The sequence below is a fragment of the Streptomyces sp. NPDC094147 genome (assembly GCF_044764265.1).
GTDB lineage: Bacteria > Actinomycetota > Actinomycetes > Streptomycetales > Streptomycetaceae > Streptomyces.
Genome location: NZ_JBIWHT010000010.1, coordinates 207,515 through 233,239 on the forward strand (window position 1 = coordinate 207,515; position 25,725 = coordinate 233,239).

At 72.8% G+C, this 25,725-nt stretch carries 24 protein-coding genes and 1 pseudogene; 16 read left to right on the forward strand and 9 right to left on the reverse strand.

Going from position 1 to position 25,725, the window contains the following annotated elements; translation table 11 throughout:
* The first annotated feature begins 53 nt into the window (after positions 1-53).
* The 9 genes from ACIQ8J_RS18040 (at position 54) to ACIQ8J_RS18080 (ending at position 10,955) form a co-directional block, all read left to right on the forward strand.
* Positions 54-872, forward strand: coding sequence for a TIGR03084 family metal-binding protein (locus ACIQ8J_RS18040; RefSeq protein WP_403272489.1), 819 nt, complete (start codon positions 54-56; stop codon positions 870-872).
* Positions 872-2,575 carry an acyclic terpene utilization AtuA family protein gene (locus ACIQ8J_RS18045; RefSeq protein ID WP_403272490.1) on the forward strand — a complete coding sequence of 568 codons (1,704 nt, stop codon included), beginning with the start codon at positions 872-874 and terminating at the stop codon, positions 2,573-2,575. The genes ACIQ8J_RS18040 and ACIQ8J_RS18045 overlap by 1 nt, the downstream gene beginning before the upstream one ends.
* 165 nt (positions 2,576-2,740) lie before the next feature.
* The gene (locus ACIQ8J_RS18050; protein WP_403272491.1) at positions 2,741-4,342 is read left to right on the forward strand and encodes an acyl-CoA carboxylase subunit beta; all 1,602 of its coding nucleotides are present in this window, start codon (positions 2,741-2,743) and stop codon (positions 4,340-4,342) included.
* Positions 4,343-4,349: 7 nt separating this feature from the next.
* Complete coding sequence (locus tag ACIQ8J_RS18055; RefSeq protein WP_403272492.1) at positions 4,350-6,230, forward strand: biotin carboxylase N-terminal domain-containing protein; 1,881 nt, start codon at positions 4,350-4,352, stop codon at positions 6,228-6,230.
* Positions 6,227-7,360, forward strand: a complete 1,134-nt coding sequence (locus tag ACIQ8J_RS18060) for an acyl-CoA dehydrogenase family protein (protein ID WP_403272493.1) — start codon at positions 6,227-6,229, stop codon at positions 7,358-7,360. Before ACIQ8J_RS18055 ends, ACIQ8J_RS18060 begins: the two co-directional genes overlap by 4 nt.
* A 314-nt stretch (positions 7,361-7,674) precedes the next feature.
* Positions 7,675-9,321: a 4-coumarate--CoA ligase family protein gene (locus tag ACIQ8J_RS18065; RefSeq protein WP_403272494.1), complete on the forward strand. Its 1,647-nt coding sequence runs from the start codon at positions 7,675-7,677 to the stop codon at positions 9,319-9,321.
* Positions 9,318-10,091 carry an enoyl-CoA hydratase family protein gene (locus ACIQ8J_RS18070; RefSeq protein WP_403272495.1) on the forward strand — a complete coding sequence of 258 codons (774 nt, stop codon included), beginning with the start codon at positions 9,318-9,320 and terminating at the stop codon, positions 10,089-10,091. Before ACIQ8J_RS18065 ends, ACIQ8J_RS18070 begins: the two co-directional genes overlap by 4 nt.
* Positions 10,079-10,666: a TetR/AcrR family transcriptional regulator gene (locus ACIQ8J_RS18075; protein WP_403272496.1), complete on the forward strand. Its 588-nt coding sequence runs from the start codon at positions 10,079-10,081 to the stop codon at positions 10,664-10,666. The genes ACIQ8J_RS18070 and ACIQ8J_RS18075 overlap by 13 nt, the downstream gene beginning before the upstream one ends.
* A 94-nt stretch (positions 10,667-10,760) precedes the next feature.
* Positions 10,761-10,955 carry a hypothetical protein gene (locus tag ACIQ8J_RS18080; protein ID WP_403272497.1) on the forward strand — a complete coding sequence of 65 codons (195 nt, stop codon included), beginning with the start codon at positions 10,761-10,763 and terminating at the stop codon, positions 10,953-10,955.
* Positions 10,956-11,088: 133 nt separating this feature from the next.
* Here ACIQ8J_RS18080 and ACIQ8J_RS18085 read toward each other — a convergent pair whose 3' ends face one another.
* Positions 11,089-11,502 (reverse strand): rodlin, encoded by a 414-nt coding sequence (locus tag ACIQ8J_RS18085; RefSeq protein WP_403272498.1) that lies wholly within the window; start codon positions 11,500-11,502, stop codon positions 11,089-11,091.
* A 311-nt stretch (positions 11,503-11,813) separates the two neighbouring features.
* Here ACIQ8J_RS18085 and ACIQ8J_RS18090 point away from each other — a divergent pair.
* From ACIQ8J_RS18090 to ACIQ8J_RS18105, 4 genes and pseudogenes are all read left to right on the forward strand, one after another.
* Positions 11,814-12,047: pseudogene (locus tag ACIQ8J_RS18090) on the forward strand (rodlin); the annotation flags it as partial.
* Between the two features lie 285 nt (positions 12,048-12,332).
* On the forward strand, positions 12,333-12,563 hold the full coding sequence (locus tag ACIQ8J_RS18095) for a chaplin (protein WP_403272566.1): 231 nt from the start codon (positions 12,333-12,335) through the stop codon (positions 12,561-12,563).
* Between the two features lie 39 nt (positions 12,564-12,602).
* A complete protein-coding gene (locus ACIQ8J_RS18100; RefSeq protein WP_403272499.1) occupies positions 12,603-12,842 on the forward strand; it encodes a hypothetical protein in 240 nt (79 codons plus the stop codon).
* A 341-nt stretch (positions 12,843-13,183) separates the two neighbouring features.
* Positions 13,184-14,467 carry a glycoside hydrolase family 26 protein gene (locus ACIQ8J_RS18105; protein ID WP_403272500.1) on the forward strand — a complete coding sequence of 428 codons (1,284 nt, stop codon included), beginning with the start codon at positions 13,184-13,186 and terminating at the stop codon, positions 14,465-14,467.
* On the opposite strand, the gene ACIQ8J_RS18110 is transcribed toward ACIQ8J_RS18105, so the two are convergent.
* From ACIQ8J_RS18110 to ACIQ8J_RS18145, 8 genes are read right to left on the reverse strand one after another with little or no spacing between them, the layout of a single operon-like run.
* Positions 14,453-15,583: a GNAT family N-acetyltransferase gene (locus ACIQ8J_RS18110; RefSeq protein WP_403272501.1), complete on the reverse strand. Its 1,131-nt coding sequence runs from the start codon at positions 15,581-15,583 to the stop codon at positions 14,453-14,455. The genes ACIQ8J_RS18105 and ACIQ8J_RS18110 overlap by 15 nt on opposite strands.
* Positions 15,583-16,233 carry a lipopolysaccharide biosynthesis protein gene (locus ACIQ8J_RS18115; protein ID WP_403272502.1) on the reverse strand — a complete coding sequence of 217 codons (651 nt, stop codon included), beginning with the start codon at positions 16,231-16,233 and terminating at the stop codon, positions 15,583-15,585. The genes ACIQ8J_RS18110 and ACIQ8J_RS18115 overlap by 1 nt, the downstream gene beginning before the upstream one ends.
* Positions 16,230-17,450 carry a glycosyltransferase gene (locus ACIQ8J_RS18120; protein WP_403272503.1) on the reverse strand — a complete coding sequence of 407 codons (1,221 nt, stop codon included), beginning with the start codon at positions 17,448-17,450 and terminating at the stop codon, positions 16,230-16,232. The genes ACIQ8J_RS18115 and ACIQ8J_RS18120 overlap by 4 nt, the downstream gene beginning before the upstream one ends.
* Complete coding sequence (locus ACIQ8J_RS18125) at positions 17,447-18,232, reverse strand: polysaccharide deacetylase family protein (RefSeq protein ID WP_403272504.1); 786 nt, start codon at positions 18,230-18,232, stop codon at positions 17,447-17,449. The genes ACIQ8J_RS18120 and ACIQ8J_RS18125 overlap by 4 nt, the downstream gene beginning before the upstream one ends.
* Positions 18,222-19,838 (reverse strand): murein biosynthesis integral membrane protein MurJ, encoded by a 1,617-nt coding sequence (murJ, locus tag ACIQ8J_RS18130; RefSeq protein ID WP_403272505.1) that lies wholly within the window; start codon positions 19,836-19,838, stop codon positions 18,222-18,224. Before murJ ends, ACIQ8J_RS18125 begins: the two co-directional genes overlap by 11 nt.
* Positions 19,835-21,169 carry an O-antigen ligase family protein gene (locus tag ACIQ8J_RS18135; protein ID WP_403272506.1) on the reverse strand — a complete coding sequence of 445 codons (1,335 nt, stop codon included), beginning with the start codon at positions 21,167-21,169 and terminating at the stop codon, positions 19,835-19,837. The genes murJ and ACIQ8J_RS18135 overlap by 4 nt, the downstream gene beginning before the upstream one ends.
* A gap of 2 nt (positions 21,170-21,171) precedes the next feature.
* Positions 21,172-22,605: a sugar transferase gene (locus ACIQ8J_RS18140; protein ID WP_403272507.1), complete on the reverse strand. Its 1,434-nt coding sequence runs from the start codon at positions 22,603-22,605 to the stop codon at positions 21,172-21,174.
* Between the two features lie 50 nt (positions 22,606-22,655).
* Positions 22,656-23,822 carry a glycosyltransferase gene (locus tag ACIQ8J_RS18145; RefSeq protein ID WP_403272508.1) on the reverse strand — a complete coding sequence of 389 codons (1,167 nt, stop codon included), beginning with the start codon at positions 23,820-23,822 and terminating at the stop codon, positions 22,656-22,658.
* A gap of 293 nt (positions 23,823-24,115) precedes the next feature.
* On the opposite strand from ACIQ8J_RS18145, the gene ACIQ8J_RS18150 reads away from it, so the two are divergent.
* From ACIQ8J_RS18150 to ACIQ8J_RS18160, 3 genes are all read left to right on the forward strand, one after another.
* Positions 24,116-24,370, forward strand: a complete 255-nt coding sequence (locus tag ACIQ8J_RS18150) for a chaplin (RefSeq protein WP_403272509.1) — start codon at positions 24,116-24,118, stop codon at positions 24,368-24,370.
* 196 nt (positions 24,371-24,566) lie between these two features.
* On the forward strand, positions 24,567-24,806 hold the full coding sequence (locus ACIQ8J_RS18155; protein ID WP_403272510.1) for a chaplin: 240 nt from the start codon (positions 24,567-24,569) through the stop codon (positions 24,804-24,806).
* A gap of 224 nt (positions 24,807-25,030) precedes the next feature.
* Positions 25,031-25,717: a hypothetical protein gene (locus ACIQ8J_RS18160; RefSeq protein ID WP_403272511.1), complete on the forward strand. Its 687-nt coding sequence runs from the start codon at positions 25,031-25,033 to the stop codon at positions 25,715-25,717.
* Positions 25,718-25,725 lie beyond the last annotated feature (8 nt).

Sequence of the window (25,725 nt, forward strand, 5' to 3'; positions counted from 1 at the left end):
AGCGCGGCTGCCATGCTCCACCGCACACCCGCTGTCCCGGAGGGGAGCGCACCGTGTCCGAAGCGTCCGGTCCGGCCGTCGCCGTGCTCGATGGCCTGCTCGACGATCTGCGCGACGAGGGGGATGAACTCGACCGGCTGGTAGGGGAGTTGAGCCTCGATCGGTGGGCCGGGGGCACCGCCTCGCCCGGGTGGACCATCGCCCACCAGGTCGCCCACCTCGCCTGGACGGACACCGCCGCCCTGCTCGCCGTCACCGACCCCGACGCCTTCGCGGCGGAGGTCGAGAAGGCCGTCGCGGCGCCGGACAGGTTCGTGGACGAGGGCGCCGAGGCCGGGGCCCAACTCCCGCCCGCCGAACTGCTTTCGTGGTGGCGGGACGGTCGCGTACGCCTGCAAGCGGCGCTGCGGGCGGCGCCCGCCGGGGCGCGGTTCCCCTGGTACGGGCCCCCGATGTCCGCCGCGTCCATGGCCACGGGCCGCCTCATGGAGACCTGGGCGCACGGCCAGGACGTGTTCGACGCGCTGGGCCGGACCCGCAGGCCCACCGACCGGCTGCGCCACGTCGCCCGCATCGGCATCCGTGCCCGCGACTACGCCTTCTCCGTACGGGGGTTGACGCCTCCGGCCGAGGAGTTCCGGGTGGAGCTGACCGCCCCGGACGGTGGCGCCGGGCTGTGGACGTTTGGGCCCGAGGATGCCCAACAGCGTGTCACCGGGCCCGCGTTGGACTTCTGCCTTCTCGTCACGCAGCGGCTGCACCGCCGCGACACGGCGGTGCGCGCCGAGGGTGCCGACGCCGACCGCTGGCTCGACATCGCCCAGGCCTTCGCCGGTCCCGCCGGACCGGGACGCGCCCCCAAGGGGGACTGATGGACCAGGACGGGCGAATACTGCGCATCGGCAACGCCTCCGGGTTCTACGGCGACCGCTTCGACGCGATGCGGGAGATGCTGACCGGCGGCCCGCTCGACGTGCTCACCGGCGACTACCTCGCCGAGCTCACCCTGCTGATCCTCGGCCGCGACCGGCTGCGCGACCCCCGGCTCGGGTACGCCAAGACGTTCCTGCGGCAACTGGAGGAGTGCCTCGGGCTGGCGCGGGAGCGCGGGGTGCGGATCGTCGCCAACGCGGGCGGGCTCAATCCGGCCGGACTCGCTGACGCCGTACGGGAGTTGGCCGACCGGGTGGGCGTTCCGGTGCGGGTCGGGCATGTGGAGGGCGACGGGCTGCCGCTGCCCGAGGGCGCCCTGACCGCCAACGCGTACCTGGGCGGCGGCGGGATCGCGGCCTGTCTGCGCGGCGGGGCCGACATCGTCGTGACGGGGCGGGTGACGGACGCGGCCCTGGTCACCGGGCCGGCCGCGTGGTGGTTCGGCTGGGGGCCCGAGGAGTACGACGCGCTCGCGGGCGCGGTCGTCGCCGGGCACGTCCTGGAGTGCGGCGCCCAGGCCACCGGCGGGAACTACTCCTTCTTCACGGAGTTCAGCGGCCGCGACCTGCGCCGCCCCGGCTTTCCCCTCGCCGAACTCCACGCCGACGGCACCGCCGTCATCACCAAGCACCCCGGCACCGGCGGAGTGGTCGACACCGGCACGGTCACCGCGCAGCTCCTGTACGAGACGTCCGGCGCCCGGTACGCCGGGCCCGACGTCACCGCGCGGCTCGACACCGTACGGCTCGACCAGGACGGGCCCGACCGGGTGCGCATCACCGGAGTGCGGGGCGAGGCGCCGCCGGCGACCCTCAAGGCGGGGCTCAACCGCATCGGCGGCTGGCGCAACGAGGTCGTGTTCGTGCTGACCGGCCTCGACGTCGAGGCGAAGGCCCGGCTGGTGCGGGAGCAGATCGAGGACGCCTTCGCCCGCGCCAAACGGCGTCCCGCGTACGTCAATTGGGAGCTCTCCCGCACCGACCGGCCGGACGCCGCCACCGAGGAGTGCGCGAGCGCGCTGCTGCGCCTGGTCGTCCGCGACGCGGACCCGGACGCGGTCGGCCGGGTGGTGAGCGGCGCCGCCGTCGAACTGGCCCTCGCCAGCTACCCCGGCTTCCACGTCACGGCCCCGCCCGGGAAGGGAGCGCCGTACGGGGTGTTCGAGGCGGCGTACGTGGCGGCGGGCTCGGTGGAGCACGTGGCCGTACATGCCGATGGCGTACGGGAGTTGATCTCCCCGCCCGCCCGTACGGCGGCCCTCGCGCCGGTCCCCGAACCGCCTCTGCCTCCGTCCGCTCCTGCGGGGCCGACTCGGCGGGTGCCGCTGGGGCTGGTGGCGGGGGCGCGGAGTGGGGACAAGGGTGGGGACGCGAATGTGGGCGTCTGGGTGCGGTCGGATGCAGCGTGGGAGTGGCTCGCTCATGCGCTGACGGTGGAGCGGTTCCGTCAACTGCTCCCGGAAGTGCGGGAGTTGAAGGTCACTCGTCACCCTCTTCCGAACTTGCGGGCGCTGAACTTCGTCGTGGAGGGCCTGCTGGGCGAGGGCGTCGCGTCCCAGTCGCGCTTCGACCCCCAGGCGAAGGGGCTGGGGGAGTGGCTGCGGAGCCGGGAGGTGGCCGTGCCGGTGGCGTTGCTGGAGTGAGCATTTCCCCACCCCGCCCCTTCCCGAACTGAGGGCTCTGCCCCCAGACCCCCGCTCCTCAAGCTCCCCCGAGGCCTTAAGGGCCAGGGAGGGACCCCCATGAGGGGCTTGACATTGGGCTGAGGTCCGCCGCAGGCGCCTGCCCCACCCCCCCCAGGAGCCCCCATGCCCACCCTCCCCACTGCCATAGACCCGACCACCCCCGAACACCTCGCCGCCCGCGCTGCCATGCGCGCCAAGCTCGCCGAGTTGGACGCCGAGCACGCCAAGGCGCTGGCCGGTGGCGGTGAGAAGTACACGGAGCGCCACCGCGGGCGCGGCAAGCTCCTGCCCCGCGAGCGGATCGAGCTGCTCCTCGACCCCGACACCCCGTTCCTCGAACTGTCCCCCCTCGCGGCGTGGGGCAGCGACTACCCCGTGGGCGCCTCGATGGTGACCGGCATCGGCACCGTCGAGGGCGTCGAGTGCCTGATCACCGCCAACGACCCCACCGTGCGCGGCGGCGCGTCCAACCCCTGGACCCTCAAGAAGGCGCTGCGCGCCAACGAGATCGCGTACACCAACCGGCTCCCCTGCATCAGCCTCGTGGAATCCGGCGGCGCCGATCTGCCCTCGCAGAAGGAGATCTTCATTCCGGGCGGTGCGATCTTCCGGGACATCACGCGGCTGTCCGCCGCCGGCATCCCGACGATCGCCGTCGTCTTCGGCAACTCCACGGCGGGCGGGGCGTACATCCCCGGCATGTCCGACCACACGGTGATGATCAAGGAGCGGTCGAAGGTCTTCCTCGGTGGGCCGCCGCTGGTCAAGATGGCCACCGGCGAGGAGAGCGACGACGAGTCGCTGGGCGGCGCCGAGATGCACGCCCGCACCTCGGGTCTCGCCGACCACTTCGCCGTGGACGAGCGGGACGCGATCCGCCAGGCCCGCCGCATCGTCGCCCGCCTCAACCACCGCAAGGCGCACCCGGATCCGCGGGCGATCGCCGAGCCGCCCAAGTACGACGAGGACGAGCTGCTCGGCATCGTGTCCGAGGACCTGAAGACCCCCTTCGACCCGCGCGAGGTCATCGCCCGGATCGTGGACGGCTCCGACTTCGACGAGTTCAAGCCGCTGTACGGGCCGAGCCTGGTGACGGGCTGGGCCGAGCTGCACGGCTACCCCGTCGGCATCCTCGCCAACGCGCAGGGCGTGCTCTTCTCCGGCGAGTCCCAGAAGGCCGCCCAGTTCGTCCAGTTGGCGAACCAGCGCGACATCCCCCTCCTCTTCCTGCACAACACCACCGGCTACATGGTCGGCAAGGAGTACGAGCAGGGCGGCATCATCAAACACGGCGCGATGATGATCAACGCGGTGTCCAACTCCCGGGTCCCGCACCTCTCCGTCCTCCTCGGCGCCTCCTACGGCGCCGGCCACTACGGCATGTGCGGCCGCGCCTACGACCCCCGCTTCCTCTTCGCCTGGCCGAGTGCCAAGTCCGCTGTGATGGGGCCGCAGCAGCTCGCCGGCGTCCTGTCGATCGTGGCCCGCGCCTCCGCCGAGGCCAAGGGGCAGCCGTATGACGACGACGCGGACGCCGCGCTGCGCGCGATGGTGGAGCAGCAGATCGAGGCCGAGTCGCTGCCGATGTTCCTGTCCGGGCGGCTGTACGACGACGGGGTCATCGACCCCCGCGACACCCGGACCGTCCTCGGGCTCTGCCTGTCGGCGATCCACACCGCCCCTGTCGAAGGCGCCCGCGGCGGCTTCGGCGTCTTCCGGATGTGAGGCCCCGATGACCGCCATCAGCACCCTGCTCGTCGCCAACCGGGGCGAGATAGCCTGCCGGGTCTTCCGCACCTGCCGCGACCTGGGTATCGCCACGGTCGCGGTGTTCTCCGACGCCGACGCGGGCGCGCTGCACGTGCGGGAGGCGGACACGGCCGTACGGCTGCCGGGGGCGACGCCCGCCGAGACGTATCTGCGCGGCGACCTCGTGGTGCAGGCGGCCCTCGCGGCGGGCGCCGACGCCGTGCACCCCGGGTACGGCTTCCTGTCCGAGAACGCCGGTTTCGCGCGGGCGGTCGCCGACGCCGGGCTCACCTGGATCGGCCCGCCCCCCGAGGCCATCGAGGCCATGGCCTCCAAGACCCGCGCCAAGGAACTCATGGGTCTTCCGCCGCTGAACCTGTCCGATGTCACCGAGGCCGACCTCCCCCTACTGGTCAAGGCCGCGGCAGGCGGCGGCGGACGCGGCATGCGCGTGGTTCGTCAACTGGCGGACGTCGATGACCAGTTGGCGGCGGCTCGTGCCGAAGCCCTGAGCGCCTTCGGTGACGGCGAGGTCTTCGTCGAGCCGTACATCGAGGGCGGCCGCCACGTCGAGGTGCAGATCCTCGCCGACGCGCACGGCGCGGTCTGGGCGCTCGGCACCCGCGACTGCTCCCTCCAGCGCCGCCACCAGAAGGTCATCGAGGAGGCCCCGGCGCCCGGTCTCGGTCCCGAGCTGACCGCCGAACTGCACGACCTGGCGGTACGGGCCGCGAAGGCGACCGACTACCGGGGCGCGGGCACCGTCGAGTTCCTGGTCGCCGACGGCAGGGCCCACTTCCTGGAGATGAACACCCGCCTCCAGGTCGAACACCCCGTCACCGAGGCGGTGTTCGGCATCGACCTCGTGGCGCTCCAGCTGCGCATCGCCGAAGGCGACGCCCTCCCGGCGGACCCGCCCACCCCCCACGGCCACGCCATCGAGGCCCGCCTGTACGCCGAGGATCCCGCCGGCGAGTGGGCCCCGCAGACCGGCACCGTCCACCAACTCGCCGTCCCTGACGTCCGGTTGGACAGCGGCTACGGCACCGGCGACACCATCGGCGTCCACTACGACCCCCTGCTCGCCAAGGCCGTCGCCCACGCCCCGACCCGAGCCGAGGCCGCCCGTAAACTCGCCCGCGCCCTCCAACGCGCCCGTATCCACGGCCCGGTGACCAATCGCGACCTGCTCGTACGCTCCCTGCGTCACCTGGACTTCACCGGAGCCCGGCTCGACACCGGCTTCTACGACCGCCACCTGCCCGAGCTCACCGAACCCGTGCCCGGCGCGCGCTACGCGGCCCTCGCCGCCGCGCTCGCCGACGCGTCCTCCCGGGCCGGCCGGTTCGGCGGCGGCTGGCGCAACGTACCCTCGCAGCCCCAGGTCAAGCGGTACGGCGAACACGAGGTCCGCTACCGCCTCACCCGCCACGGACTCGAAGCCGACGCCTACCCCGAGGTGCGCCTCGAAGCGGCCGCTCCGGATCGCGTACGCCTCGAAATCGACGGCCTGGTAAGGGAGTTCGTGGTCAGCTCGCACGGTGGCACCGTGTACGTCGACACTCCGTCGGGCGGGTACGCCCTCGCCGCGCACCCCCGCTTCGCCGACCCCGGCGACCTCGTCGCGCCCGGCTCGCTGCTCGCTCCCATGCCGGGGGTGGTCGTCCGGGTCGCCGACGGTCTTGAGGAGGGCTGCCGCGTCGTCGCGGGTCAGCCGCTGCTCTGGCTGGAGGCGATGAAGATGGAGCACCGCATCACCGCTCCCGCCTCCGGCACGCTCACCGCGCTCCACGCCGCCCCCGGCCGCCAGGTCGTGGTCGGTGCCCTGCTCGCCGTAGTCGTTCAGGAGGCTGAAGAAGCATGACCGGTGTCATCGAGAGCCAGGAGAACAAGGATCTGCGTGCCGCCGTCGCAGCGCTCGGAGCCCGGCACGGGCGCGGGTTCGACCGCGCGGCCCTGTGGTCGGAGGCCGCCAAGCTCGGCTACCTCGGCGTCAACCTGCCCGAGCAGTACGGTGGCGGGGGCGGCGGAATGGCCGAACTGTCCATTGTCCTGGAGGAGTTGGGGGCGGCCGGCTGTCCCCTTCTCATGATGGTCGTCTCGCCCGCCATCTGCGGCACGGTCATCGCGCGGTTCGGCACCGACACCCAGAAGCGGAAGTGGCTGCCGGGCCTCGCAGACGGCACGCTGACCATGGCCTTCGGCATCACCGAACCCGACGCGGGCTCCAACTCGCACCGCATCACCACCACCGCCCGGCGCGACGGCGACGGCTGGATCCTCACCGGCCGCAAGGTCTTCATCTCCGGCGTCGACATAGCCGACGCCACCCTCGTCGTCGGCCGCACCGAGGACGCGCGGACCGGCAGCCTCAAGCCCTGCCTCTTCATCGTCCCGCGCGACACCCCCGGCTTCCGGCGCTCGCGGATCGACATGGAACTCCGGGCGGCGGAGAAGCAGTTCGAGCTCGTCCTGGACGACGTACGCCTGCCCGCCGACTCCCTCGTCGGCGACGAGGACGCCGGTCTGCTCCAGCTCTTCGCCGGGCTCAACCCGGAGCGCATCATGACGGCCGCGTTCGCGATCGGCATGGGCCGCTACGCGCTCGCCCGAGCCGTCGACTACGCGACGACCCGGCAGGTGTGGAAGCTCCCCATCGGCGGCCACCAGGCCATCGCCCACCCCCTCGCCCAGGCCCACATCGAACTCGAACTGGCCCGCCTGATGATGCAGAAGGCCGCCGCGCTGTACGACGCGGGTGACGACATCGGGGCGGGCGAGGCGGCCAACATGGCCAAGTACGCGGCCGCCGAGGCCTGCGTCAAGGCCGTCGACCAGGCCGTCCACACCCTCGGCGGCAACGGCCTGACCCGCGAGTACGGCCTCGCCTCGCTCATCACGGCCGCCCGGGTGGCCAGGATCGCGCCGGTCAGCCGCGAAATGATCCTCAACTACGTGTCACATCAGTCCCTGGGCCTGCCCAAGTCGTACTAGGGGGGTGTCCGGTGGGTCATGGCCGGGGTCGCGGCGCCTGGCACGGCACTTCGCCGCGTTGCCGAAACGCCCCGATAGCTCCTCCCCCAAGGCCTTAAAGGCCAGGGGAGACCCCCACTCAGGCCGCTCCGGCGCCTTGCGATGCACCGCACCAGCCGCCGCGCCCTATCCGACCCTGACCCACCGGACACCCCCTAGGCGCTCCGCTGGAGTGCGGGCATGTGACTGCGGGCCGGTGGGGGCTGGTCGCGCAGTTCCCCGCGCCCCTTTGGGCCGCCTTCCACCAGCCCGCCGAGACGTACTAGGAGACCCCCATGGACTCCCCCCGTATCTTCCGCAGCGAGTACGCCGACGTGCCCGTCGTGGACGAGCCCATTCACGAGGCGGTCCTCGCCCGCTCCGCCGCCGCGTACCAGGACGCCATCGCGCTCATCGACGGCACGGACCCGAGCGGGGCCACCTCCGTCACGTATCGCCAACTGGACGTCCAGCACCGGAAGTTGGCGGCCGCCCTCGCCGCCTCCGGGGTGCGCAAGGGGGACGTGCTCGCGCTGCACAGCCCCAACTCGGTGCTCTACCCGACCGTGTTCTACGGCGCCACCCGTGCCGGGGCGGCCGTCACCACCGTCCACCCGCTGTGCACCGCCGAGGAGTTCGCCCAGCAGATCGCGGACTCCTCGGCGCGCTGGATCGTCACCGTCTCCCCGCTCCTGGAGACCGCCCGCCGGGCCGCCGAACTCGTCGGCTGCATCGAGGAGATCCTCGTCTGCGACCGGGCCGAAGGCCACCGCTCGATCGTCCACGACCTGCTCGCGACCGAGGCGGCCGAGCCCGCCGTGACCATCGACCCCGCCGAGGACATCGCCGTACTGCCGTACTCCTCCGGCACCACCGGCGTCCCCAAAGGGGTCATGCTCAGCCACCGCAACATCGCCACCAATCTGGCGCAGCTGCACCCGCTGGTGCCGATGGGGCCCGGCGAGCGCATCCTCGCCGTGCTGCCCTTCTTCCACATCTACGGCATGACCGCCCTCATGAACGCGCCCCTGCGCGGCGGCGCCACCGTCGTCGTGCTGCCGCGCTTCGACCTCGACCAGTTCCTCGGCGCGATCGAGAAGCACCGCATCACCGGCCTGTACGTCGCCCCGCCCATCGTGCTCGCGCTGGCCAAGCACCCGGCGGTCGCGCAGTACGACCTGTCGTCCCTGGAGTACGTCGTCAGCGCCGCCGCCCCCCTCGACTCCCGTCTGGCGGCGGCCTGTTCGGGCCGGCTGAAGCTGCCGCCGGTGCGGCAGGCGTACGGCATGACCGAGCTGTCCCCGGGCACCCACGCGGTCCCGCTCGCCGTCCCGGACCCTTCCCCAAGCTCTCAACTGCGTTCGAGCAGGGGAGACCCCAATCCCGGCGCGGTCGGCAAGCTCCTGCCCTCCACCGAGATGCGCATCCTGCGCCTGGACGACCCGGCCCGCGACGCGGAGCCGGGCGAGGCGGGCGAGGTCGCGATCCGGGGCCCCCAGGTCATGAAGGGCTACCTCGGCCGCCCCGACGCCACCGCCGCCCTGATCGACGCCGATGGCTGGGTGCACACCGGTGACGTCGGCCGGGTGGACGAGGACGGCTGGCTGTACGTCGTCGACCGCGTCAAGGAACTCATCAAGTACAAGGGCTTCCAGGTCGCCCCCGCCGACCTGGAAGCACTCCTGCTCACCCACCCCGCCATCGCGGACGCCGCCGTCATCGGCGTGTACGACGCCGACGGCAACGAGGTGCCCAAGGCCTTCGTCGTCCGCCGGCCGGGCGCGCCGGACCTCGGCGCGGACGAGGTGATGGCCTACGTCGCCGAACGCGTCGCCCCGTACAAGAAGCTCCGCCGGGTGGAGTTCATCGAGGGCGTGCCCCGGGCGGCCTCCGGCAAGATCCTCCGGCGCGAGCTGCGGCAACGAGAGAAGGACGGCGCGTGACCCTTCCCCAAGCTCTCGGCTCCGCTCGCGCAGGGGAGACCCCAATCCGGACGGCCCACGAGCGGGGCATCACCACCCTCACCCTCGATTCGCCCGCCAACCGCAACGCGCTGTCGGCGGGCCTGGTGGCCGAGCTGGGCGCTGCGCTCGCACGGTGCGCCGAGGACCCGGACGTACGGGCGGTGCTGCTCACCCACACCGGCGGCACGTTCTGCGCGGGAGCCGACCTGAAGGCACCGGCCGACCCGGCGGCCTTCGTGGCGCTGATGCGTACCGTCGTGGAGCTCCCCAAGCCCGTCGTGGCACGGGTCACCGGCCACGTCCGCGCGGGCGGCCTCGGCCTGCTCGCCGCCTGCGACATCGCGGTGGCGGGCCCGGCGTCCTCGTACGCGTTCACGGAGGCGCGGCTCGGCCTGGCACCGGCGGTGATCTCCATGCCGGTCCTCGCCCGCATGGAGGCGCGCGCGGCGGGCCGCTACTTCCTCACGGGGGAGCGGTTCGACGCGGCGGAGGCGGCCCGCACCGGACTGGTGACGCTCGCCGCGGACGACGTGGACGAGGCCCTCGAACCGGTCCTCGACGGGCTGCGCAGGTCGTCGCCGGGAGGCCTGGCCGCGTCCAAGGCACTGGTCACGGCTACCGTGGCGGAGACCTTCGACCGCCGGTCCAAGGAGCTGACCGCCCGCTCGGCGTCCCTCTTCGCCTCCGCCGAGGCGCGGGAGGGAGTGACGGCCTTCCTCGAACGACGGGACCCCGCATGGGTGTTGTGACCCCACCGAAGACCCCGAAGCAGGACCGCAGCCGGGCCACCCGGCAGCGCCTCCTGGAAGCCGCCGTCGCCTGCCTGGCCGAGCACGGCTGGGCGGGCTCCACCGTGTCGGTGGTCGCCGAGCGCGCCGGGGTCTCACGGGGCGCCGCCCAGCACCACTTCCCGACCCGCGAGGACCTGTTCACGGCGGCGGTCGAGTACGTCGCCGAACAGCGGTCCTCGGCCCTGCGCGCCCTGGACCGCACGGACCGCGAGCAGGTCGTCCGCGCCCTCGTCGGCCTCTACACCGGGCAGCTGTTCCGGGCCGCGCTGCACCTGTGGGTCGCCGCGGCCGACGAACCCCAGCTGCACGCCCGGGTGACCGAGCTGGAGGCGAGGGTGGGCCGCGAATCGCACCGCATCGCGGTGGACCTGCTCGGCGCCGACGAATCCGTACCGGGCGTACGGGAGACCGTGCAGGGCTTCCTCGACATGGCCCGGGGCCTGGGCCTGGCCAATCTGCTCACCGACGACGCGGCGCGCCGGGAGCGGGTCGTGGCGCAGTGGGCGGTGCTGCTGGACGACGCCTTGCGCTGAGCGGTGCGCCCCGTCCCCCGGACAGAGCATTTTCGGAATCGACTCCGCCCGGCCGTGGTATTAGGCAGTAACCGCGAACCGATGGTGAGGAAACATGACGGAGACGCAGGGCGCCTGGCGCCGGCAGACTTTCATCCCGATCACCCGGCAGCGATTCGAGAGCGAGGCGGCGGCCGAACCCCTCTATGCGGCTCTGGTGCGTTCCTGGGCCGCCGAGGGCCGAACGCTTCCGGGGCGGCCCGACTGGGAATGGAACCAGCTCATCAATGGGCCCTACTGGCCTTCTTGATTCCGTCCCCCGACCCGGGGCACGAGAAAGGCCGGTTCACCGGAAATTCCGGTGAACCGGCCCGTGGAAAACAGGGTGCCGGACCGCCGAAGGGATGGGCAGCGGTCCGGCTGTGCTGGGGGGAAGCGGGGGCTCAGCCCTTGTTGGCGCCGTTGCCCGAGAGGATCGGGATCTGGTCCAGGGTGTGCGAGAGCGGCTCGTCGCCCTTGGCCTGGGTCGAGCTCTCGGTGCACTGCTGGTTCTGCGGGGCGGACAGGACCGGCACGTCCTGGAGCGCCGAGACCGGCACGGCGCCGACGAGGGACGCGAGGTTGGCCTTGGCCGGCAGGGCGATGCAGGGCTTGTTGAACGAACCCTGGATCAGAGCCATCTGCGGGCTCATGGTGCCGTACGTGGCGGAGTTCCCGTACGCCTGCGTCGCACCGTTGCCGCTGACCGAGCTCGTGCCGTCGTGGTCGCCGACCGCCATCGCCCGCGGCGCCATCGCCGCGGACGCGCCGGCGACGGACACGCCGATGGTTGCTGCCGCCATACCCTTCTTGATCACGGCTGCTCCCTTTCTGATGGATGCCCCACAGATGGCTGCCCCATACGGAGCCACCTGCCCAACGGGCCCCCTTGTCGATTGGTTTCTGCCCTTCACTCCTTCAGCCGTACGAAAATGCGACCTACCGCCTGTTTGGTCGGCGGGTTTTCAACTCCCTTTATCGGTGGGGATCATATGGAGATCCGATGCCGCCTTCCGGGGGCTCTTGGAGTTTGGTGTTCGATATCTCTTCGAGGTGTGGGGGATCCTTCGGGTGAAGCGTCGGAGCCAATCGGAACCAAACCGGTGCGGCGAAGTTGACAAGTCGGTAGTCCCTGGTCCAGGGCTCGTTGAACAAGCCCTGCCTCGGTGTTCCGGTCAAGGCCAACGCCGCGTCCCTCGTCGGCGCCGTGCCGGTCTCCGCGCTCCAGGACGTGCCGGTCCTGTCCGCCCCGCAGAACCAGCAGTGCACCGAGAACTCGACCCAGGCCAAGGGCGACGAGCCGTTCTCGCACACCCTGGACCAGATCCCGATCCTCTCGAACAACGGCGCCGACAAGAGCTGAGTCCGGTAGGTGGCCGCTCGGGCTGCCAGGGTCCAACTCGGCCCGCGGCAGCCCGAGTTCTTTTGCGCGCCAAATGCCCTGCGGGGGTGGTATCGAGAAGCAGGGCCGTTTTCTGGCGTACGGGTGAGGAACTCGGGGCGGCCCTTCCCATTCGGGTTTCTTTTCCCTGGCTCATTCGTTACTCGGTCGTCAGCGGCTCCTTGGGCGAAAGCTCTGGCAACGCGCCGTGAGCAACGACTGGTTGCGTGACGTTTTGGCTGAGGGAAGGAAAACCACGTGAAGTACATGAAGGCTGCGACGGTCATGACCGGTCTCGCCATCGCCGCGGGCGGTGCCACCCCGGCGTTCGCCGATGCTCACGCCGACGGTGCCGCGATCGGCAGCCCGGGTGTTCTGTCGGGCAACCTGCTGCAGGCTCCGGTCCACGTGCCGGCCAACGTCTGCGGCAACACGGTGAGCGTCATCGGCGCCCTGAACCCGGCGTTCGGCAACACCTGCGTCAACGAAGAAGACTGACGCAGCGCGTCAGGACTCTCCTTTTTCTGACTTTGGGGCGTGCCCTCCGCACGCCCCAAAGTCGGCTTCAGCCGCCCCTTTCTCGCCGGCTCGCGGCAGACGGCTCATGTGCGCCAGGCCCCGCCCGTGCACCACACCGCCCCCGCGCCCCGGGTCGCCCGTCCCGCAGCCGTGGCGCCGGCCCCCGCACCCGCTCGCCTCGCCGACACCGGGGCCGTCGGGCCCGTGCTCGGTGGGGGTGTCCTCTACCGGCGTGGCAGGGTGATGGCCCGCGCCTGACCCGATGGGCCCGCCAGACCCCCACCCGCGGCGAGTGACGGCCGAGGGCAGAGGTGGGGGTATGGACCCGGTGGCATAACTCCCTTACTAACAGCGCCAGTTGGGCGCCGCAGGAGCCAGCCGGACGGTCAGGGCTCGTCCGTACCGCCAAGGGCCCGGTTCCTCTTCAGGAGCCGGGCCCTTCGTCATGCGGTCCGTCGAGCGGGGCGGCGCGCGACTGGCCCTTTCGCGTACGTCCTTTCGGGGGTCTTGTGACGCGGGGCCGCTTAACGTCCCGATCGGCGTAATAAGAATATTGTCCAACCGGGAACCCGGGGAGGTCTCAGAACCAGGGAGCGCACATGCGTCAGCGACGTCATCGGGCGGCCACCTTCACCACGAGTGTCCTGGCGGCGGGTGCCCTCTTCAGTCTGGCCGCGGTGCCGGGCGCCGAAGTCCGGCCGCCCCGGAGCGCCGACGACCCCCCTGCGCCCCACCCCTCGCACCCTCCCGCCGCGAATTTCGGCGCCTTTCTGGATTCCGGTGAACTCGGCGTCAAGAAAATCGCGGCGCTGGAGAAATGGCTCGGCGGGACCGAAATCAAAGTGGGCCATACGTATCTGCCCGGGAATACCTGGTCGGACATCGAGGGAAGGGCGGGATTCCTCGAAGACTGGGCCACCTGGCGCCGCCAGCGGGCCGACCGTACGCTCGTTCTCAACGTCCCCATGCAGGCCGGCAACGAGGACGGCGTGTCCGACACCCGGGTGCGCGGCCTGCTGCTGCGGGGCGCCGTGGGGCTGTACGACGACCACTTCAAGACTCTGGCCGAGCGGCTGGTCGCGCTCAAGATCCCGGACACCGTCATCGTCCTCGGCTGGGAGATGAACGGCACCACGTACACCCATCGCTGCGGGCCCGACCCGGAGTCGTGGAAGAAGTACTGGAAGCGCGCGATCACCGCGATGCGTTCCGTCCCGGGGCAGAAATTCCGCTTCGATTTCACGCCGAGCCGCGGGCGGGACGCCGTGCCCTGGACCGATTGCTATCCGGGCGACGATGTGGTCGACATCATCGGAATGGACTCCTACGACCAACCGCCCGGGGATACTTTCGACGAGCAGGTCAAAGAGCCGTACGGACTCCAGCAGCACCTGGACTTCGCCGCCGCGCACGGAAAGCCGATCTCCTTTCCGGAGTGGGGGCTTTTCCGCAACGGGGACAATCCCGAATACATGCGGCGCATGCTGGCCTGGATCGACGCGCACAAGCCGGTCTACAACACCATTACCGACTACTGCCCGCACGGCGTGTGGGGGTGTGCCGAGAACCCCCGCTCCTCGCAGGTCTACCGCTCGCTCCTGTCCGGCCGCATTGAGCCCACCCCGCAGCCGTCCACCCTGCCTTCCTCCGTGCCCTCCACTCCGGTGAGCCCGCTGCCGTCCACGTCGCCGGTGCCGTCCACGTCCCCCCAGCCCCCCACGTCGCCGAAGCCGGTCGTGCCGGTCGTGCCGGTCGTGCCGGTTGTGCCGGACGCGCCGAAGCCGCCCGAGAAGTGCGCGCCCGTCGATCTCGGCCCGTGGGTCGAGTACTGGATGGGCGGCAAGCTCTGCCTCCGCTTCGACTGGTGGTCACGCCGGTCCTGACGGCTCCGCGGCGGGGCGGCCCCGGCCGTCCCGCCACTGCCGCAGCGCCCGCAGCGCGGCGCCCGCCCGGCGCCGCAGCCGCGCGTGCAGTGCGCTGGCCCACAGCAGCGGGGCGGTGCGCCGCCGGGCCAGCAGGAAGCGCTGGTTGACCCGGACCTCGGGGCGCCAGTGCAGTTTGTACGGTTCGTTGCCGCGCAGCATGCTCAGCGCGGCCCGCCCGCTGCCGTCGATCCGCTGCGCGCCGGCCCGCAGCAGCATCGTGGCCACGTCCACCTTGCGGGCGCGCAGCCCGGGGTGCGCCCCGTACAGGTAGCCGCCGGCGAGCGCCGGGGAGAGCAGGGTGAGATCGGCCGCCACCACCTCGCCGTCGAGCCGGAACTCGGTGACCACCGCCTCGCCCTGCCGGGTCATCTCGCCCACCGCGCGCGCCAGATGCTCCTCGAACCGGCTCCGCAGGTGCTCGCGGGTCACCCCGCGGCCCTGCCACTGGAGCCCGTGCAGATCGAGCAGGGTCCGCAGCGCACCGGGTACTTCCTCGGGCGGTACGTCGCGCTGCTCGATGCCCAGCGCGTCGATCTTCCGGAGCTTGGCGCGGGCCCGCTGGGAGCGGTTCGAGGGGAGACGTCCGAGGAGTACGTCCATGCCCGCCGCGGGCAGTTCCAGGCAGCACGAGTCCGCCAACTGCCGCCGCTGTGCTGGCCAGTTGGCGTGCAGGCGTTCGGCGCCGCCGCCCGCTCTGACCTCGCCGAGGTCGATCAGGGCGCCGCGCGCCGAGCCCATCAGCGCCTCGGTGAGCGCGTCCGCGGCCTCCTGGGCGCAGCTGTCGTCCAGGAGTACGTCCGTGAAATCGGAGATCGTGCCGCCCAGCGGGACCAGCGCCGGAAAGGGCCGCAGCACCCGCATCAGCGGGGCCGCCCCGATCAACTCCCCGTCCCGATGGACCACATGGACGCGCAGCCGACCCGGCACCCCGTACGAAAGCCACCACGAATGCAGCCAGGCATGGCTCTGGAAAGGGGTCGCGGCACGACAACGTCCTTGCAGGCGGCGCCAGTTGGGGGCGAGCTCGGCGAACCGGGCTTCGTCCCTGCACACTTCGACGCCGACCCCGGCCATCAGCCGACCTCCTGCGGTACGGCCGCGGCGCCGGCCGGGCTCGGCAGCGCGACCCCGGACTCGGGCTCGGTCCCGGTGCGGCGGCGCGGGCGGGCCAGCAGGGTGAGGCCGCCGAGCAGTCCGCCCGCGCAGCCGCCCACCAGGGTCGTCAGCGAGGCGGCGGGGGAGGAGGGCGCGAGCGGTTTGGCCGCGCGGGAGAACTGCACCACCTTCACCCCGGTGTCGGCCTGGGTGTGCGCGCCGTTGAGGGTGAGGGCCCGCGCCACCGCGTTGGCGATGCCCGCCGCGTCCCCGGCCCGCGCCGAGGTGGCGGTGACCGCGATCATCGGCGCGTCGGGCGAGGTCGCCGTCTGCACACTGCGCCGCAGGGTCTCCGCGCTCACCCCCGCCCACACCTGGGCGTCGCCGATGACGGCCACCTCGGTCGCGACCCGGCCGTACGCCTGCGCGAAGCCGAGGGCGACCGAGGCCTCGGTCTTCCCGGCGGGGGTGACCACCACATAGCTGGTCGCGCTGTACTCCGGGGTTCTGACCGCGCCGTACACCCCGCCCGCCGTCGCGCCGAGCAGCGCGCACACGGGCAATGGCCACCAGCGGGGCAGCGGACGGCGGACGCCCTGACGCTGCCACGGGCCGGAGAATCTGCTCATCGGGACTCTTCTTTCTCCGAGATGTTCGTCGGGATGTGCGCCGGGCCGGGTGCCGATTCGGGTGCCGGGCCGGGTGTCGGGCCGTACGCCTGGCGGGGCAGCGGTGTGCGGGCCGCGGCCGCCTCGTAGACCCGGACCAGCTGGGCCGAGGTCGTGGTGACGCAGTAGCGGCGCACCGCGTCGGGGACGGGATGCCGGGTGGGGCCCGCCTGCTGGAGTTCGCGCAGTACGCCGGTGAACGCGGCGGCCGTCCGGCCCGTGCGCAGCGCGCCCGGGGCCGACCCGGGCGGCAGGTCGTCGATCGCCGGGCAGGTCACGTACGCCACCGGGAGCCCCGCCGCGAGGGCCTCCACGACGGCCAGGCCGAACGCCTCCTCGTCCGACGGCGAGGCCAGGCAGTCCACCGCCGAGAGCACTCCGGGCAGGGTGGGCCGGTGGCCCGCCGGGCCGTCCTGGGCGCACTCGCCCGCGAAGACCACCCGGCCGGCCACGCCGAGCCGTTCGGCGAGCGCCCGCAGCGGCTGCTCCTGATCGCCGCCGCCCGCGAACACCAGCCAGGCGTCGGGGAGTTGGGCCACCGCCTCGACAAGCACCCGGAACCTCTTGCCCGCCGCCAGCCTGCCGACCGCGCCGACCGCGAACGCCTTTGGCGGGAGCCCGAGTTGACGGCGTACGAGGGCGCGGGTGCGCGGGCTGAAGGCGAACCGCTCGGCGTCGATCCCGTTCGGCACCACCTGGATGCGGCGGTCCGGCACGCCCCAGCGGGACAGCCGCCGCGCGATGGTGCCGGACACCGCCACCGTCGTCGTGCCGAGCCGCTCGCTCGCCAGGTAGAGGCCGCGTACGCCGGGACCGAGCGGCCGCCCCTCGATGCGGGCCTCGCCGAGCGAGTGCTCGGTGGCGACGACGGTGCGTACCCCGGCGAGCCTGGCCGCGAGGCGGCCGTACAGGCAGGCCCGGTACAGATGGGTGTGGACCAGGTCGTAGTGGCCGCGGGAGACCAGCCGGGTGAGGCGGGGCAGCGCGGCCAGGTCCCGGTTGCCCGCCATGCCGAGGTGGCGCACCCGGCCGCCGTCGCGCACGATGGCGCGGGCCACGGTGCCGGGGTTGGTGAGGGTGACGACGTCGGGGTGGTAGGGCAAGTGCCGTAGCAGCAGCCGGAGTTGCTGCTCGGCGCCGCCGACGCCGAGCCCGGTGATGACGTGCAGGACCTTCACGCGCCCTCCGGAAGGTCGGCGGGCGCCTCCCGGCGCCAGCGGTGCAGGCCCCGCTTGAGGTACAGCCGCCAGCTGGTGTCGCGCTCCCCGATGTGGATGCGCGGCAGTGCGTAGCGGCCGGTCAGCGGGCCCGCGTCGATGGCGCAGGCGTACTGGTACCCGGCCGCGCGCACCGCGTCCATGGCGCGCAGGTCGACGGCCCCGTACGGATAGCAGAAACCCGTCACGTCGCGGCCGGTGAGGTCGAGGAGCAGCTGTCTGCTCTCCTGCACCTCGCGGTGCAGGGTGTCCTCGTCGGCGTGCGTCAGGTCGAGGTGGCGCAGGCCGTGCGAGGCGATCTCCATGCCCCAGGTGGCGGCCTGCTGGATGCCGCGTTCGTCCAGGAGCGGTTTGCGCGGGCCCAGCGGGTCCCAGTCGTTGGTTCCGCCGAGCAGTCCGGGCAGCACGAACACCGTCGCCGTGCACTCGTGGCGGCGCAGCAGCGCGAGGGCTTCGGCCGTGAAGTCCGCGTACCCGTCGTCGAAGGTCAGACCGACCAGTCCGCGAGCGGTGCCGGCCGCGCGGGCCCGGATGAGTTCGGTCATGTTCACCCCCTTCAGGCCGCGTGCGCGCAGCCAGCGCAGCTGGCGTTCCAGGCGGCGCGGCGAGACGGTGATGCGGTACGGGTCGTCCATGGTGTGGGTCACCGAGTGGTACATCACCACCCACAGCGGGGCGGCGGGGCGCGGTCTCGAACCAGTCAGTGGACCCCGTGGGTCGCCGACTGCTGTGTCAACGTGCATGCCAGAGCTTTCGTGTGACGGGACGGAACAGCAGGCAGAACTCCCGGACCCGCAGCAGGCGGGCGACGAGGGCGAAGGCGACGCAGGCGGCGAACGCTCCAACAAGCAGAGCCAGCAAGGGATTTGAGGTGATGTCGGCGGCCCACTCGCAGGCCGCCGTCGCGGCGCACGCGGCCACCAGGAGCCGGGCGAGCTGGCCGCACGCCCAGCGGGTGGGCAGTGCCGTGCGGCGGCGCCCGCTGCCCCACAGGAGCAGGAGCGCGGTCAGGCTGATGCCGAGCGCGTTGGCGGCCGCGATGCCGGGCGAGCCCCACACCGGTACGGCGACGGCCCCGGCCGCGGCGGTCGCGGCGAGCCCGGCCAGCATGGCGCAGGCCGGGAACCACAGCGGCCGGGCCTCGGAGAAGTACGAGCGGGCGAGCACCCCGACGAGGGTCTGGCCGAGCAGACCGAGTGCGTACACCCGCATCACGGCCGCGGTCGCCGCGGTGTCGCCGACGGTGAACGCGCCGCGCTGGAACAGGACGTGGATGATCTGCGGGGCGCACGCCACCACCACCGAGGCGCCGACGAGCACGATGGCGCCCGCCACGACCAGGTCGCTCTCCACCCGGCGCCTGGCCCGCTCGGTGTCGCCCGCCGCGAGGGCGCGCGCGATCACGGGGAAGGTGACCGTGCACAGCATCAGCGAGAGCATCATCGGCATCTGCGCCACCTTCTGGGCGTAGTTGAGATGCGAGATGGCTCCGGCGGGCAGCGGCGCGGCCAGGAACCGCTCGATGAGCACCTGCGTCTGGCGGCTCAGCGCGAACACCACGGCCGGGGCGACCAGCGCGAGCCGGAAGGCCTGGGCGGTGGGCCGGTCCGGCCGCCGGGCGGGCGGCAGGGCGGCGGCCGGCTCCCGGCGGCGCCAGCTGCGCCACAGCGCGGGCAGCTGGACGAGCACCATGAGCGCGCCGCCGAGCGCGACCCCGGCCGCCGCGGCCCGCACCCCCCACGCCCGGCCGAGCAGCAGGAGCAGGGCGATGATGCCCACGTTGTACGCCGCGTAGATCGACGCGGGCGCCAGGAAGCGGCCGTGTCCGCGCAGGGCGGCGCTGCAGTATCCGGCGAGCCCGAAGGTGAAGGCGCAGGTCGCGGTCAGCCGGGTGCAGTCGACGGCGAGGTCCGCGCGGGGAAGGCCGGGGGCGAGCACCGCCACCACGGCGGGCGCGGCGGCGATCAGTACGGCGGCGCCCGCGGCCAGCGCCAGCATCAGCTTGGGCAGGGTGGCCGCCACCAGGGCGCGTACCGGATCGGGGCCGGTGCGCCGGCCGCGTTCGACCAGGGCGAGGCTGAACGCCGGTACCAGGACGAAGGCCAGGCCGTCCTCGATCAGCAGCGTCGCGGCGACCTCGGGGACCGTCCAGGCGACCAGGAATGCGTCGGTGTCGGTGTCGGCGCCGAAGACGTGTGCGAAGGCCTGGTCGCGCAGCAGCCCGAGGAGGGCTCCGGCGACGGTGAGGGCGGCGGTGAGGGCGGCGGCCCGCGCCAACAGCCGCCCGGACTGGGCCGGTTCGGGGGGTGCGGCGGTCGCGGTCAGGCGCGGGGGAGCGGTCTCCGTCATGGCCGGCCCGTCCCTCGCGCACCGAGCGCGAACCAGGCGGCGAAGCCGAGGACGAGTGCGGTAAGGATGGTCGAGGGCCCGCCGATGTCGCCGTAGCAGAAGTCCACGAGCAGCCAGATCAGGAGGCCGTTGGCCACCAGCGCGCAGTCCACTCCGCTGCGCCGCTTGCGCGCGAGGCGCAGCCCGCGCAGCCCGCCGACCAGGAGCGCGGCCCAGCTTCCGACGAGTGTGACCGTGCCGAGCAGTCCCTGTTCGCTCAGGACGAGGAGGTACATGTTGTGCGGGGAGAGCAGCGGCTGGCGTTTGAACGCGGCGCCCGCGCCCCCGGTGTCGCTGCCGGAGGACAGGGCGAGCGAGGAGTTGGCGTCGCGGTGGGTCGGGAATCCCTTCAACCCGACGCCTGTGAGCGGAGATTGACGCCACATCAGACCGGCCGCCGCCCACATCGTGTACCGGTCGGTGACGGACTGGTCGGGGGCGTCGGAGACCTGGGTGATGCTGTCGAGCCGATCCTTGAGCAGCTGGGTGCCCGCCCCGGTCCCGCCGACCAGGACCACGGCGGCGGCCGCGGCGACCGCGGTGACGGCGAGGGCGCGCCGCACCCCGGAGAGCAGCAGCAGCGCGCAGACCGCGACCGCCGTGGCGATCCAGGCACCCCGGCTGAACGACAGCGCCAGCGGTAGGAGCAGGAGCGCGGCGCAGCCGAGCGCGGCCCGGCGCTGGGTGCGGCCGGCCCCGGGCGTGGGGTCGAGGGCGAGTCCCACCGCGCAGATCAGCCCGCAGGACACCACGCTCGCCATGCCCATGATGTCCGAGGCGCCGAAGGTGCCGACCGCGCGGATGTCCTGGCCCATGTAGGAGGCGCCGGTGGCGGTCAGATACTGGTGGACGCCGACCCCGCCCTCGAACAGGGCGAGCGCCACCACGGCCGCGGCCGCGAGCCGGAAGTCGTCGCGGTCGCGCAGCAGGAGCAGCACGGCGATCGGCACCAGCACGAAGATCTGCAGATAGCGGCCGAGCCCGGCGACCGCGGTGCCCGGGTCGGCGGCGCCCATCGCGGCCACGCAGATCCCGATCACCGGAAGCCCCGTGACGATCACGGCCGTACGGGTCAGCGGCCGGGCCCCCGAGCGCAGGACCCGTACCGGCGCCCACACCGCGAGCAGCCCCGAGGCGGCGTCGGCGGCGGTCGCCGAGCCCTCGCCGCCCAGCGGGCCAGTGGCGAGCAGGACGATCACGGCGAGCAGCGGCAGCAGGTGCGGGGCTCGTCGCAGCGGGGCCCAGGCGGCCACCGGGACGTGGAGGCGCGGCGCGGCCGCGACGGCGTTCACGTTCAGCTCCCGGCGGGGCGGACGAGGGAGGCCGCGGTGCGCAGCAGGATGCAGAGGTCCTGCCACAGCGACCAGTGGTCGATGTAGTAGTTGTCGTACCGGGCCCGGTCCTCGATCGAGGTGTCCCCGCGCAGCCCCTGCACCTGGGCGAGCCCGGTGATGCCGACGGGCATCCGGTGCCGGGCCGCGTACCCGGGGTGCGCCCGGCTGAACTGGGCGACGAAATAAGGGCGTTCGGGCCGCGGGCCGACGAGGCTCATGTCGCCCCGGATCACGTTCCACAGCTGGGGCAGCTCGTCCAGGGACGTACGCCGCATGAAGTGCCCGGCCCGGCTCATCCGGTCGTCGTCGGCGATGTTCCAGCGGGTGGCGGCCTCGTGTGCGGTGTCGGGGCGCAGCGTACGGAACTTGAGCAGCGTGAACGCCCGCCCCCGCAGCCCGATGCGCTCCTGCCGGAACAGCACCCCGGGCCCGTCGCTCCAGCGCAGCACCAGTGCGCACACCAGCAGCACGGGCGCCGCGGCGATCAGGGCGGGCAGCGTCACGAGCAGGTCGACGAGCCGTTTGAAGGCGAGCCCGGGGCCGGTGGCGGCGGTGCTGGTCATCGGGCGGCACGGGAAGGCGGCCAGTTCGTCGGGGGCCGGCTGCGGCACGACGAAGCCGGGGGCGCGCGTGTCGAGCTGCCACAGGGCGCAGCCCATCGCCTCAAGGAGCGGCAGCGGTACGGCAGTTGGGGCCGAGACGTCGGCTCCGTACGTGAACAGGCAGTCGCGCACCCCGTTCTGGATGACCGCGCGCTGCACGTCCTCCAGGCTGCGCAGCACCGGCACCGGGGAGGTCTCCACGGGCCCCTCGGACGGCGGCACGACGACGCCGACCGGCCGGATTCCGCCGCTCGACTGCCGCGCCAGCGCCGCGGTGACCCGCACGGCGGTGGCCGCCGGGCCCACCACCAGCGTGGGCCGGGGCCTGCGCACCGCCTGCTGGCGCCGCAGCCACAGGGCCGCGGCGCGCCCCGCGCAGCTCGCCAGCGTCTGCACCGCGCAGCCGGCCGCGACCGCCGACACCGCGAGCGGCACATCGGCCGACTCGTGGACGAGGGCGGTCCGGTGGGCCAGCACGGTCGACAGGACGCACCAGCCGATCAGCGCCCGGAAGAGCAGCGCGGGCACGTCGCCGAGCATGCCCCGCGCCAGCGTCGGCCGGTAGAGCCCGGCCTGGGCGTTGAGCACGAGCACCGTGGCCACGAGCAGCCCGGCGGGTCCGGGCGGCAGCCCGGCGTACGGCAGCGCGAGCATGCCGAGCAGCGCCGCCGTGCAGTCCACGGCGAGCAGCAGGGACACGAACGGGCGTCCCGGGCGCGGCCGGTGGGCCGGCAGAACGAAGTGGTCCGGCGCCTCGCGGGGCGTGACCACCGAAACGGTTCCCGATGACATCCCGGCGCCGTGGGGCGGCCCCCCGGCGGAAGGGACGATGCTTTCCGCGGTCACTGGCTGATGCGTTCCCTGTGCTCGGAGCGCGGCAGAGCGGCCACGTCGCGGTACACCTCCGCGATGCTTCGGGCCGTCTGCCGCACGTCGTGGGTGGTGGATACGTGCTCGTGCCCCTGGCGGGCCAGCGAGGTGCGCAGCGACGCGTCCCCGAGCAGCCCCGTCACGGCGCGCGCCAACTCGCCCGGACTGTCCGGCGGTACGAGACAGAACGGCGCGTGTCCGGGCGCGAGGCTCTCGGCCGAGCCCCCCACATCGGTGACCACCACGGCCCGGCCGCACGCCATCGCCTCCAGCGGAGCGAGTGCCATGCCCTCCCAGCGCGAGGGCAGCACGACCAGGTCCGCCGCCCGGTACCAGGCGGCGGTATCGCGGACCGCGCCGACGAAGGACACCGAAGGGGGCGCCGCCGCGCGCAGCGCCGCCAGGTCGGGCCCGTCGCCGACCAGCACCAGATGCGCGCCGGGCACCTGCGCGCGGACGTCGGGCCAGGCCCGGAGCAGGACGTCCTGGCCCTTTTGGCGGCACAGCCGTCCGACGCAGACCACCAGGGGCGGGTCCTGGGCGGCCGGCGTCTCCTCGCCCGCGCGGTAGTGGCCGAGGTCGACGCCGTTGGGGATCACGGAGCACTCCGCGAGGACGCCGGCCCGCCGTCCGGTGGCCCGCTCGCCCTCGCTGACGCACACGATGCGCGAGGTCCAGCGCACGGCCGCGCGCTCCCAGCCCCGGGTGAGGAGCGCGGTGATCCCGCCGACCGCCTCGAACGACCAGGCGTGCGGCTGGAAGACGGTGGGCACCCGGCCGCGCACGGCGAGCCGGGCGGCGACTCCGGCCTTGGCGCTGTGCGCATGGACCACGTCGGGGCGCACCCGCCGGATCAGCCGGGCCGCCCGCAGCGTCTCGCCGAGCAGCGCGGGACCGGGCGAGCGGGTGGCCGGCCAGGGGCACACCCGCGCGCCCAGGCGCCTCAGTTCGGTGCTCAACGGGCCTGTATCGGGGCACCCCACGGTGACCCGGAAGCCGCTGCGCAGCTGGTCCCGCACCAAGTCCGTGACGACTCTGGCCACGCCCCCCTCAGCGGGCTGGACCAGGTGCAGGACACTCAACTCCCCTGCGGGCTCCGGTCCACCGGGCCCGACGGGGATTCTGGCTGGCGACGGCATACGCGGTCACTCCGGTCCTAGCGCTCGAAAGAAAGCTGAATAGAAGCATCCGAGTCGTATTCAAGGCTGTTTGTATGATCCGGGCCGCGCGGATAATTCTGCATTACTGCGCTCCGGCTGCCGGAGGCCCCCGCGTTGTGACCGGCCCGGGGACGGGGAGCACTGTAACCGTATTTACGACCTGGTTCCGTCATGAATGCGTACGCCGGAGTGTCCCTTCGGGCGATCGTCCGTATCCCCTTGACGCCGGGCTCGTTGTATCGGTGGCTCATCTCCACTCGAAAGGAAGAGCGATGAATCGAATTGCCAAGTCCGTCGTGTCGGCCGGCGCCGGTGCCGCGGTCGTGATGCTGGGCGTCGGCATGGCCTCGGCCACGGGGCACGGCGATGGCGCGAGCGCGGAGGGCGTCGCCAAGGGTTCCCCGGGTGTCCTGTCCGGCAATCTGATCCAGGTGCCGATCCACGTGCCGATCAACCTCTGCGGCAACACGGTGAGCGTCATCGGCCTGCTGAACCCCGTCTTCGGCAACACCTGCGTCAACAAGTAGGCCGCCGGGGCGATGTCCACGGCCCGCGGTCGCCAGCCGCGTCCACGGTCCGGAGGTGCCCCGGAACCGCCCTGTACGACCCCGAAACCCGGTTCACTCGTTAGAGGCAAAACTGTGCGCTCGGGGCCGCGTTGACCGGTAGGTCGAGTGACAACACCCGGTCAGTGAACTTTCTCAATCTAGGAGTGCTTCTCCCATGTCGCGTACCGCGAAGGCCCTGGTCCTGTCCACCGCCGCCGTTGCCGCCATCGCAGGCGGAGCCGGCGTCGCCGCCGCCGACGCCGGCGCGCAGGGTGCGGCTGTCAACTCCCCGGGCGTCGCGTCCGGCAACATGGCCCAGGTCCCGGTCCACGTGCCGGTCAACGTCTGCGGCAACACGGTGAACGTCATCGGCGCCCTGAACCCGGCCTTCGGCAACACCTGCGTCAACGAGTAGTCCCCGCCGCGGCCCCGGCCGCTCCCGCCCAAGGAGCCGCCGGGGCTTTGTGCTGCCCCGGATGGCGGAAGCCCCCGCAGGGCGGCGGGTTTTGAAGTTGTGCCAGCTAGGCGCCCTGCGGCGGGGACGCGGAGATGACCCGGGGTGACCACGCGGTTGCGGGCGTTTCGAGGCCGCCGCACGGTGAGGGAAATCGGCATGTCTCACCGAAGGAGAAACGTTTCATGCGTGCACGAACACCGCGGCGGCTGGCCGCCGCGGCCCTGTCGACCGCGATCGTCGTCGGCTCCGCGGGCACCGCGATGGCCGCCGACTTCCACCCCCCGAGTACGGTCCGCGCCGAGGCTCCGGTGCCGGGCGCCGACGCCCTGCTCGCACAGATCAAGACACTGGGCGACATCGGGGGTGTGCTCACACCCGTGACCGATCTGCTGAACGCCGTGCTCAAGGCGGACAACGGCGCGCTGCCCGCCGCCGATGTCCAGGCGCTGCAGGCCAAGGCCACGGCGGCCCTGGACAAGGTGAAGTCGGCGACCCCGGCGGCCCCGGCGGTCCCGGCGGTTCCGGCGGTTCCGGCCGTCCCGGCGGTTCCGGCCGCGCCCGCCGTCCCGCCGCTGCCCGCCCCGCCCTATCTGCCGCTGGGCGGCCCGCAGAACGCAGCCGCCCCCCTGGACCTCAAGGACGACGCCGTTGCGGCGACCAAGAAGGCCATCGACGCCCTGGTCAAGGACGTCCTCAGCCTCAATGTCGTGGGCCTCGTGCCCGATGCGGCGGGGGTGGTCACCGGCCTCGTCGGCCTGCTCCTGGCCACGACGCTCGGCGGCGGCCTGCCGGCGCCCAGCCTGCCGGGCCTGCCGGCCCTGCCCAAGCTCCCCACGGACGCGCTGCCGGTACCCAAGCTGCCCGTCTGAGCCGTACC